The organism is Ulvibacterium marinum, assembly GCF_003626755.1.
GTDB classification, from domain to species: Bacteria; Bacteroidota; Bacteroidia; order Flavobacteriales; family Flavobacteriaceae; genus Ulvibacterium; species Ulvibacterium marinum.
Genome location: NZ_RBCJ01000005.1, coordinates 472,368 through 481,490, shown reverse-complemented (window position 1 = coordinate 481,490; position 9,123 = coordinate 472,368). Strand labels below are relative to the sequence as shown.

General features: G+C 41.8%; 10 protein-coding genes. 8 read left to right on the top strand and 2 right to left on the bottom strand.

From position 1 onward, the window contains the following. The 8 genes from D7Z94_RS25705 to D7Z94_RS23310 form a co-directional block, all read left to right on the top strand. Positions 1–1,147 (top strand): hypothetical protein (locus D7Z94_RS25705; protein WP_120714036.1); only part of this gene is annotated, 1,147 nt, incomplete at its 5' end. Positions 1,148–1,208: 61 nt separating this feature from the next. Continuing rightward, positions 1,209–3,179, top strand: coding sequence for a T9SS type B sorting domain-containing protein (locus D7Z94_RS23340; RefSeq protein ID WP_120714035.1), 1,971 nt, complete (start codon positions 1,209–1,211; stop codon positions 3,177–3,179). A gap of 2 nt (positions 3,180–3,181) precedes the next feature. After that, positions 3,182–4,135 (top strand): PorP/SprF family type IX secretion system membrane protein, encoded by a 954-nt coding sequence (locus D7Z94_RS23335; RefSeq protein WP_120714034.1) that lies wholly within the window; start codon positions 3,182–3,184, stop codon positions 4,133–4,135. Positions 4,136–4,230: 95 nt separating this feature from the next. Continuing rightward, positions 4,231–4,758, top strand: a complete 528-nt coding sequence (gene idi, locus D7Z94_RS23330; RefSeq protein WP_120714033.1) for an isopentenyl-diphosphate Delta-isomerase — start codon at positions 4,231–4,233, stop codon at positions 4,756–4,758. Positions 4,759–4,760: 2 nt separating this feature from the next. Next, positions 4,761–5,168 carry a 6-pyruvoyl trahydropterin synthase family protein gene (locus tag D7Z94_RS23325; RefSeq protein ID WP_120714032.1) on the top strand — a complete coding sequence of 136 codons (408 nt, stop codon included), beginning with the start codon at positions 4,761–4,763 and terminating at the stop codon, positions 5,166–5,168. Positions 5,169–5,170: 2 nt separating this feature from the next. Then, positions 5,171–5,632: a peroxiredoxin gene (locus D7Z94_RS23320; RefSeq protein WP_120714031.1), complete on the top strand. Its 462-nt coding sequence runs from the start codon at positions 5,171–5,173 to the stop codon at positions 5,630–5,632. Then, the gene (locus D7Z94_RS23315; RefSeq protein ID WP_120714030.1) at positions 5,629–6,597 is read left to right on the top strand and encodes a type I phosphomannose isomerase catalytic subunit; all 969 of its coding nucleotides are present in this window, start codon (positions 5,629–5,631) and stop codon (positions 6,595–6,597) included. Before D7Z94_RS23320 ends, D7Z94_RS23315 begins: the two co-directional genes overlap by 4 nt. A 40-nt stretch (positions 6,598–6,637) precedes the next feature. Next, the gene (locus tag D7Z94_RS23310) at positions 6,638–6,910 is read left to right on the top strand and encodes a hypothetical protein (RefSeq protein WP_120714029.1); all 273 of its coding nucleotides are present in this window, start codon (positions 6,638–6,640) and stop codon (positions 6,908–6,910) included. A 9-nt stretch (positions 6,911–6,919) separates the two neighbouring features. Here D7Z94_RS23310 and D7Z94_RS23305 read toward each other — a convergent pair whose 3' ends face one another. Then, positions 6,920–7,630: a DUF4369 domain-containing protein gene (locus tag D7Z94_RS23305; protein ID WP_120714028.1), complete on the bottom strand. Its 711-nt coding sequence runs from the start codon at positions 7,628–7,630 to the stop codon at positions 6,920–6,922. Positions 7,631–7,812: 182 nt separating this feature from the next. After that, entirely contained in the window at positions 7,813–9,075 is a 1,263-nt protein-coding gene (locus D7Z94_RS23300; RefSeq protein ID WP_120714027.1) for a DUF819 family protein, read from the bottom strand. Positions 9,076–9,123: the final 48 nt, after the last annotated feature.

The following is a 9,123-nucleotide window of genomic DNA, read 5'->3' as shown; positions in this document are numbered from 1 at the left end:
GGCAAACCTATCGGCCCTTGATACGGACAACCAGGAAGTGGACAATTTCAGTTTCAACGCCGCTACGGGCGAGCTTACCCTTGAGGTACAGGACGACGGGCAGGCCGCCCATGTGGCGAACCTATCCGCACTGGACACGGACAACCAGGAAGTGGACAATTTCAGCTTCAACGCCGCTACGGGCGAACTTACCCTTGAGGTACAGGACGACGGGCAGGCCGCACACGTGGCCGACCTCTCGGCATTGGACACGGACAACCAGACCATCGACGGGCTGACGTTCAACGTGGTCACCAACGAACTTTCGATCTCCCTTGAGGACGACGCGGAGCTTCCGGTCACGGTCGATATTTCCGGTGTTGACACCGACAACCAGGAGGTCGACAATTTCAGCTTCAACGCCGCTACGGGCGAGCTTACCCTTGAGGTACAGGACGACGGACAGGCCGCCCATGTGGCCGACCTATCCGCACTGGATACGGACAACCAGGAGGTGGACAACTTCAGTTTCAACGCCGCTACGGGCGAACTGACCCTTGAGGTACAGGACGACGGGCAGGCCGCCCATGTGGCCGACCTATCGGCACTGGACACGGACAACCAGGAGGTCGACAATTTCAGCTTCAACGCCGCTACTGGTGAACTCACCCTTGAGGTACAGGACGACGGACAGGCCGCACATGTGGCCGACCTATCAGCCTTAAATACAGATGATCAATATGATGATGAAGTTCAATTAAGAACGGCTATCGATGTTGATGATGCGGGAAAAATCCCTGCCGAAGTAGTCAATGAAACCACGGTTCAAGAAGTAATTCAAGCGATAGCTCCGATTACGTCAAAGGCTGCACGTATATTCTATCCACCTTCTATTGCAATAGATGCATCAGCTTTAGCCAATAACGTCACTATTAATCTGTATGATGAATATATAAATCAATTTGGAACACCGACAATGGCGAGTGCAGGAGCTCCGGCAGCCGTACCGACCTATGCCGATACAGAGCTATATTATTATGTTACCTACGCCGATCCAGCCGTATTAAATATTGACAGCATTAGTGCAACCGGAGTAATGCAATATGATGTAGTTGGGACACCGCCAGATTATAACAGTCTTATAAATGTAGTCTTCGTAGTTCGATAAACTAAAAACTGTATATATCGGTTTGACACGCCCCTACACATACAAGACCCTTTTCCTAAGCATGGTTTTTACCATCTTGGGGATAGGTATATCCCAAGCACAGTTTTTGCTACAAGCACCCAATAGTACTGATGAAAGTAACTATAGGTGGTATGAGGCATCGGATACCAGTACGGTTTTAGGAACAGATTTCTTTTATGAGACCTCAACACCAGGAGTCTATTTTGCAACCTATGACGGCACACTTTGTGGTTCAAATGCAACTGGGTACTTCATTCTAACGGATTGCACAACACCTGATAATCAAGTCACTTTGGATATTTCCGCCAATGTAAATGGTAGTGCAACAGTAAGTTGGTCACCGGCTGTAATCGGGGACCCATTGCGTCCAGTTGTCACCGCGACTACTTCTGTGGTACGCTACACAGCTACTTTGACCAAAGCTGGAAACTCCATTGCCTTGCCCAATTTTACGGTAGTTTGTTTGCAACAAGCGGCTACACTAGTAGATGACTTGGTTACCACCAACGAAGACGAATCTGTTATAGTGGACATCTTTTCGAATGACTCTGATTTGCCGTCTACTGGAAATTTGACAACTACAAATCCGGCGAATGGTACCGTGAATATTGACACGAATGGAACACCCAATGATCCAACAGATGATATTGTGACCTACATACCAAATCCGGATTACAATGGACCGGATTCTTTCGATTATACCGTTTGTAACACAGTCGGAGATTGTAGTACGGCCACGGTAACCGTTGATGTGCTACCGATTTTGGATGTTTTTGATGACTCCATCGCAACTACTGAGGACACTGCCGTGGATATTGATATCCTTGCCAATGATAATGATTTACCAATAATTGGGACTTTGACCCTTACAAATCCTGCAGATGGTATTGTGACCATTGAAAATAATGGAACACCAAACAATCCTTCGGATGATAGTGTTAGTTACGTACCAAATACTGGTTTTATAGGAACGGATACATTTACCTATACCCTTTGTGATAATTCAGGCAATTGCGATACGGCCACGGTAACTATTGTGGTCAATCCTATGGGAGTTGATTTGGACAGTGATGATGATGGGATAGTGGATAGTTTTGAAGATTTGAATTTGGATGCGGATAATGATCCATCCACAGACCCTACAGATTCCGATGGTGATGGATTCCCAGATTACTTGGATATTGATAGTGACAATGATGGTATTCCGGATAATGTAGAGGCCCAAACAACAGCTGACTATGTTGCACCAAGTGGCGAGGATACCAATGCAAATGGTCTGGATGATGCCTATGAAAATGGTTCTTTAGGTATATTCCCAGTTGATACGGATGGGGACAACCTACCCGATTATCTAGATGAAGATAGTGATGATGACAATGTGCCAGATAACATAGAAGGGCATGATCATGATCAGGATGGAATAGCCGATGTAACATTTATTGGCTCGGATAAGGACAATGATGGCTTGGATGATGGCTATGAAGGGGCCACTGCGATTGACTTGGATGTGAATGACGAAATTGACGATCCTTTCAATGATTTGCCAAATACAGATGGTGATAATGAATCTGACTATAGGGATACAGATGATGATGGAGATGCGTTACGAACTGTAGAGGAAGACATAAATGGAGACGGTAATTATGCAAATGACGATACCGATGGTGATGGTACTCCTGACTATCTAGAACCAAACCGTGAGGAGGATGAAGTAGAGGTGTTTAATGTACTAACGCCGAACGGAGATGGAGTGCATGACGTTCTTCAAATTAGTGGACTGGAGAATTTCCCGAACAATACCATTCGAATTTACAACCGTTGGGGGGTAATGGTCTTTACTACAAATGGCTATGACATGGAAGGAAACTTCTTTGATGGTACTTCTCAGGGGAGGGTTACAGTTGACGTGGATAATAAATTACCCGTAGGAACGTATTTCTATATACTGGATTATGAGGATGATAACGGAAACCAACAATCGCTGTCGGGTTATATATATATAAATAGATAAAGATGCCAAAATTCGCCCAACATATAATTTCGGTCAAATGGATAGTGTTTCCCATTTTCATTTTGGTTTTGTTGTTTACAAATTCTATTTATTCTCAGCAGGATGCCCAGTACACCCAATATATGTACAATACGGTGAGTGTAAATCCAGGATATGCCGGATCCAGAGGTCATATTAGTGTTGCCGCGCTGCACCGATCACAGTGGGTAGGTTTGGATGGAGCTCCCAGAACCCAAACGTTTAACATACATTCCCCAATTGGATATAGAGGGGTTGGATTAGGGCTTTCCATCGTTAATGATCAAATAGGCCCAACATCGGAAACCAGCTTTGATGTAGACTTTTCCTATACCATTTATACATCTGTTGAAGGTAGGTTAAGTTTTGGTCTAAAGGGTAGTGCCAATCTTTTGGATGTTCGTTTTTCCGAGCTCAATCAATTTGCTCCTGACCAGACTTTGCAACAGAACATAGATAATCGGCTTACACCCAATATCGGTGCCGGGGTCTATTACCACACCAATCGATTTTATGCAGGGTTATCCGTTCCCAGATTTTTGGAAACCTCCCATTTTGACGAGTCCTCCCTTTCGACGGCGAAGGAACAGATGAACTTCTATTTTATCACGGGATACGTATGGGATCTAAATCCATTTTTGAAATTTAAGCCGGCATTGTTGACCAAAGTTACGCAGGGAGCACCATTGCAAGTTGATGTTTCCGCTAACTTCATGATGAATGAAAAGTTCATTTTAGGAGGTGCATACCGTTGGGATGCAGCCTTTAGCGGTATGGCAGGATTCCAAATATCCAATAAATTCCTAATTGGTATTGCATATGATAAAGAGACCACGGAATTGGGCAGTGCAAGGTTCAATGATGGCTCTTTTGAGGTAATACTTCGCTATGATTTTATTACTACCAAGGGAAATTTGAAATCACCTAGGTTCTTTTAAAAAAGAAACCTACCCTCATCAATTCAAATTCTTTCATCAATATTTTTTATAAGAGGCTTAACGTTAAAGTTGGCCAAAGGTCTTATTTTTACGATATGAAGGAAGAAGAGGTAATCTTAGTGAACGACCAGGATGAGCAGATTGGAACTATGCCCAAGATGGAAGCCCATAAAAAAGCAAGACTTCATAGGGCATTTTCTATTTTCATTTTGAATGATGAAGGAGAAACCATGCTTCAACAACGTGCCGCCAGTAAATATCATTCACCTTTATTGTGGACCAATACCTGTTGTAGTCATCAGCGTGTAGGGGAAACCAACATCCAAGCTGGAAAACGCAGGTTATTTGAAGAAATGGGTTTTGAAACGGAGCTAAAGGAACTTTTTTCGTTCAAATACAAAGCCCCATTTGACAATGGGCTTACAGAGCATGAATTGGATCATGTGATGATAGGTAATTACAATGATGTTCCAAACATAAATGCAGAGGAGGTTGCTGATTGGAAATGGATGAGGCCTGAATCGATAAAGAAAGATATGTTGAATAACCCAGATGGCTATACAGTCTGGTTCAAGATTATCTTTGAGAGGTTTTATGAATATATCATCCGTGAAAATTCATAGCAATGCAGGTGAAAGTCAGTAGGAAGGCCCATTTTAATGCAGCACATAGATTGTATCACCAGGATTGGACCGATGAAAAGAACAATGCAGTATTTGGAAAATGTAATAACCCTGATTATCATGGACATAACTATGAATTAATAGTAAGTGTTACAGGGGAAATAGACCCGGAAACTGGTTTTGTTATGGATATGAAGGTCCTTAAAGAACTGATAAAGAATAAGATAGAAGATACCCTAGATCATAAAAACCTAAATACTCAGGTTCCGGAATTTAAAAATTTAAATCCGACCGCGGAAAACATAGCCGTGGTGATATGGAATAAGCTTAGGCCCTATATTGATGAGCACAAAACTCTTGAGGTTGTCCTGTACGAAACACCTCGAAATTTTGTAACCTACTCCGGTTGATTATGGGGTTAAAAGTTGGAGATCCTATTCCAAAGTTTTCATTATTGGACCAAAACGGAAGGACATTCCATGTTGATGACGTTTTAGGTAAAAAAGCATTGGTCATTTATTTTTATCCTAAGGATAATACCCCTGGGTGTATCGCCGAAGCCTGTTCCTTTAGGGACAGTTATGAACAGTTCACGCAATTGGGGGCAGAAGTCATTGGAATAAGTTCGGATTCTGAAAAAAAGCATGGTAAATTTGCCTCCAAGTATCAACTGCCATTTGTATTATTGGCAGATACTGGAAGAAAAGTGAAACGACTTTTTAAAGTTGAGGATAATCTTTTCGGCCTACTACCGGGAAGGGAAACTTATGTGGTCAACAAAGAAGGAAAAATTATTCTGGTTTTTAACAGTGTCAATGCATCACAGCATATGAGGAAGGCGTTAAAAGCCCTAAAAGCGGAAAATAGCAAATGAAATTCTATCCTTTAAAATTTGAACCGATACTTAAAGAAAGACTTTGGGGCGGTACTAGATTACAACACGTATTGGGAAAGTCCATTCCAAATGATATTACTGGTGAGAGTTGGGAACTATCCGGGGTTTCCGGTGATGTTTCCATAGTTGTCCAAGGTGAATTGGCGGGGACCTCCTTACAGCAATTAATAGACGAATACCCTGTGGAACTGTTGGGACAAAGTGTTTTTGAACGTTTCGGAACGGAGTTTCCTATTCTTATAAAGTTCATTGATGCACAACAGGATCTTTCAATACAATTGCATCCTAATGATGACCTAGCAAAAAAGCGTCATAATTCGTTTGGAAAGACCGAAATGTGGTATGTTATGGATGCGGACAAGGATGCCAGTCTTATAGTAGGGTTTAATCGCGACGTCACAAAGGAAGAATACATGGATAGTCTAGAAAGCGACAGACTATTGGAGTTGTTGAATTATGAAAGGGTTTCGGAAGGGGATACGTTTTTCATTAATACCGGAAAGATTCATGCCATAGGTGCCGGGGTGTTATTGGCCGAAATTCAGCAGACTTCAGACATTACATATCGTGTATTCGATTTTAACAGGAAGGATAAAAACGGAAACCTACGGGAGTTACATACTGATTTGGCCCTGGACGCCATAGACTATGAAAAAAAGGAGGACTTTAAAGTGTCCTATCCCAAGGAAGCGGACGCCATTAATCCTATGGTGGATTGTCCCTATTTTAAGACCAATTTTGTTAACCTTTCCAAAAACCTTGAACAGGACCTGTCCCAAAGAGACTCTTTTACCATATATATGTGCGTAGATGGTTCGGTAAATGTGGGGAACGAATTTGGTTCTTCTTTGGTCAAAAAGGGCGAGACCGTCTTAATAACGGCCAATTCCAATAGGGTTTCACTAAGAACGGACGGAGCAAAACTTTTGGAGGTTACCATTTGATCAAATTCAAAAACCCTATTTTTACAAAAAACAATCTGAGATGGCAAGCATACGCGACTTAAAAAAGAATGTAAACGATGTATTGGGAAATATTATAGACGCCGTGTATATCGTTGAGGCCACTAGCGGTAACAAAGTGTCAAAGGAAGGTGAGAAGATCATTGACGATGCTATAGGTACTTTTGATGAACTAATCACCAAGATTAATCAAAAGAAAGTAGAAAACAGAAAGGCTCATCTGAAAGAAGTCCGTGACGATCTGGAAAAAAAGGCCACAGCTCTTGTAGAAAAAGTCAATGCTCTGGGTGAATAGATAGGTTGGCTACTCCTCTTTTTTCAAGTTTTCCAAATGATTTCGTAGGGCAACCCCATATTTAGCATTGGCTACTTCTGGAATCAGGGAACCATAAATGGAATCCAAATACTTTATATTGGCATCCGCCACTTCGGTAATTGCTATATAGGGGGCGACATGTGAATCCTTATTGTTCAATGCAAAATTAAGTGCAAAGGCATAACCTCTTTGGATATTTTTATCGCTCAGTCTTTGAATGGAATCCATTTGAAGTGAATCCAAAGGATTTTCTGTATTGGCCGCCAATTGCATAAATTCAAGGTTTTTTGAATTGAACCGGGACATTACCTTTCGGTATTCCTCTAGTATTTCATGCGTTTCGGAACCTTTGATCTTGGCGTTAATGTCAAAAGTATTCCATGAAGTGGTGATGTTGATTTGTCCGGGCTCCCCAAAAAAAGTAATTCGGTCATTAATGTCGTTGTTATCCTTTTTGTTCAGGTATAGATAAAAGATTTCGGGACTTTCGATGTCGGTCTTAAAACTGAAGCTTCCATCACCATCCACTACAAGGGAATCAAGGGTCACTAATGTTGAATCTGGAATATGTTGCAAGTAAAGCGTTCCTTTTTTGAGGCCCTTTACATTTCCTGAGACTATCATGGTGTTTTCACTGTCATCATCCCCGCAAGAAATCAATAGCAGAAATATTGAAACAAAAAATAGTACGTTTTTCATCTATTTAAAAATTTTTATTTCTCTGAAAATGAGTTAATAAAACTTTTCTGCTTAGATCAACCGCTGGCGCTTTCGCACAAAAAAATTAATTATTTCGGTTGGTATGCAAAAAATTAATTTTGTTCATGCTCATTTCATATCTGTTCTTTAACGCGGCAAATATCACTAAACTTTATTGAATTTTAAACTGTAGCGGCAATTTCCATAAGAAGTCCACAAATATAAGCCCCGGCAGTTCCCACCACGTAACCCAATACGGCCAAAAGAATGCCCACCGATGTTAATGATGGATGGAATTCCGCTGCGACCACAGGTGCCGAAGCAGCTCCGCCAACATTGGCCTGACTCCCAACCGCCAAAAAGAAATAAGGGGCTTTGATCAATTTCGCCACTAGTATCAATAAACCTGCATGTATGGATATCCAAATGAGTCCGACCACAATCAAGCCGGGATTCTCCAAAAACCGGCTCAAATCCATTTTCATTCCTATGGTGGCCACCAAAATATAAATGAACATGCCTCCAATCTTACTGGCTCCGGCACCTTCAAAATTCTTTGCTTTGGTAAAGGATAACCCAATTCCCACCATAGTCGAAAAGACAACCATCCATAGAAACTTGGATCCAAGGGAAGAAAGTGCTTTTTCCTTATTTCGGATCACTTCAAAGTTATTCTCTAAAAACTCGGAAAAATGATGACCAAAGAAGTGTGCCAGACCAACAGCCGAGAAGGCCAAACATAACATGATCATGTAGTCATACAGTGAGGTTATTCGGGTAATTTTTTCGGTGTGGGCCGAGACTTTTGCCTTAAGCGTTTCAATTGAGGAATTATCCGCTTTGAGCCATTTGTCTATACGATCGGACTTTCCTATGCCCAAGAGAATAATGGCCATCCAAATATTGGCGATTACAATATCTATCAAAACCATATCGCCAAATTTCTTAGGATTGTACTGGAATACTTCCAACATCGCCGCTTGGTTGGCACCACCACCGATCCAGCTTCCGGCGATTGTGGTCAGTCCTCTCCACACGGCATCAAAATCACTGCCACCAACTGTATCCGGAGAAAAAAGGGATACGATCAGAATTGCTATGGGACCTCCGATAATGATACCAATGGTTCCCGTAAGAAACATGATAAGGGCCTTGGATCCTAAATTCATGATGGCCTTTAAATCAATACTAAGGGTCATAAGTACCAAGGCGGCCGGTAATAGATAACGACTGGCTATATAGTATAGATTGGAACTTTCCTCTGAAATGATGCCTACACTCGTTAAAACTGCCGGTAGCATATAACACATCAATAGGGTGGGAATAACGGTGTAAAACTTTTTCCAAAATCCTTTTTTTAGGGAAGATGTATAAAAGACAAAACCTAAACATAGACACAACAGTCCAAAGGTAACGGTATCTTCAGTCAAGGGCAGATGGTTCATTGGAAGGCTTTTTTTAGGACAGCACGTCCAAATATAACTAAAACAGGT

Coding starts and splice junctions, on each gene's coding strand:
- D7Z94_RS23300 (WP_120714027.1), bottom strand. CDS start 9,075: ATGAACCATCTGCCCTTGACTGAAGATACCGTTACCTTTGGACTGTTG.
- D7Z94_RS23335 (WP_120714034.1), top strand. CDS start 3,182: ATGCCAAAATTCGCCCAACATATAATTTCGGTCAAATGGATAGTGTTT.
- D7Z94_RS23305 (WP_120714028.1), bottom strand. CDS start 7,630: ATGAAAAACGTACTATTTTTTGTTTCAATATTTCTGCTATTGATTTCT.
- idi (WP_120714033.1), top strand. CDS start 4,231: ATGAAGGAAGAAGAGGTAATCTTAGTGAACGACCAGGATGAGCAGATT.
- D7Z94_RS23315 (WP_120714030.1), top strand. CDS start 5,629: ATGAAATTCTATCCTTTAAAATTTGAACCGATACTTAAAGAAAGACTT.
- D7Z94_RS23340 (WP_120714035.1), top strand. CDS start 1,209: ATGGTTTTTACCATCTTGGGGATAGGTATATCCCAAGCACAGTTTTTG.
- D7Z94_RS23325 (WP_120714032.1), top strand. CDS start 4,761: ATGCAGGTGAAAGTCAGTAGGAAGGCCCATTTTAATGCAGCACATAGA.
- D7Z94_RS23310 (WP_120714029.1), top strand. CDS start 6,638: ATGGCAAGCATACGCGACTTAAAAAAGAATGTAAACGATGTATTGGGA.
- D7Z94_RS23320 (WP_120714031.1), top strand. CDS start 5,171: ATGGGGTTAAAAGTTGGAGATCCTATTCCAAAGTTTTCATTATTGGAC.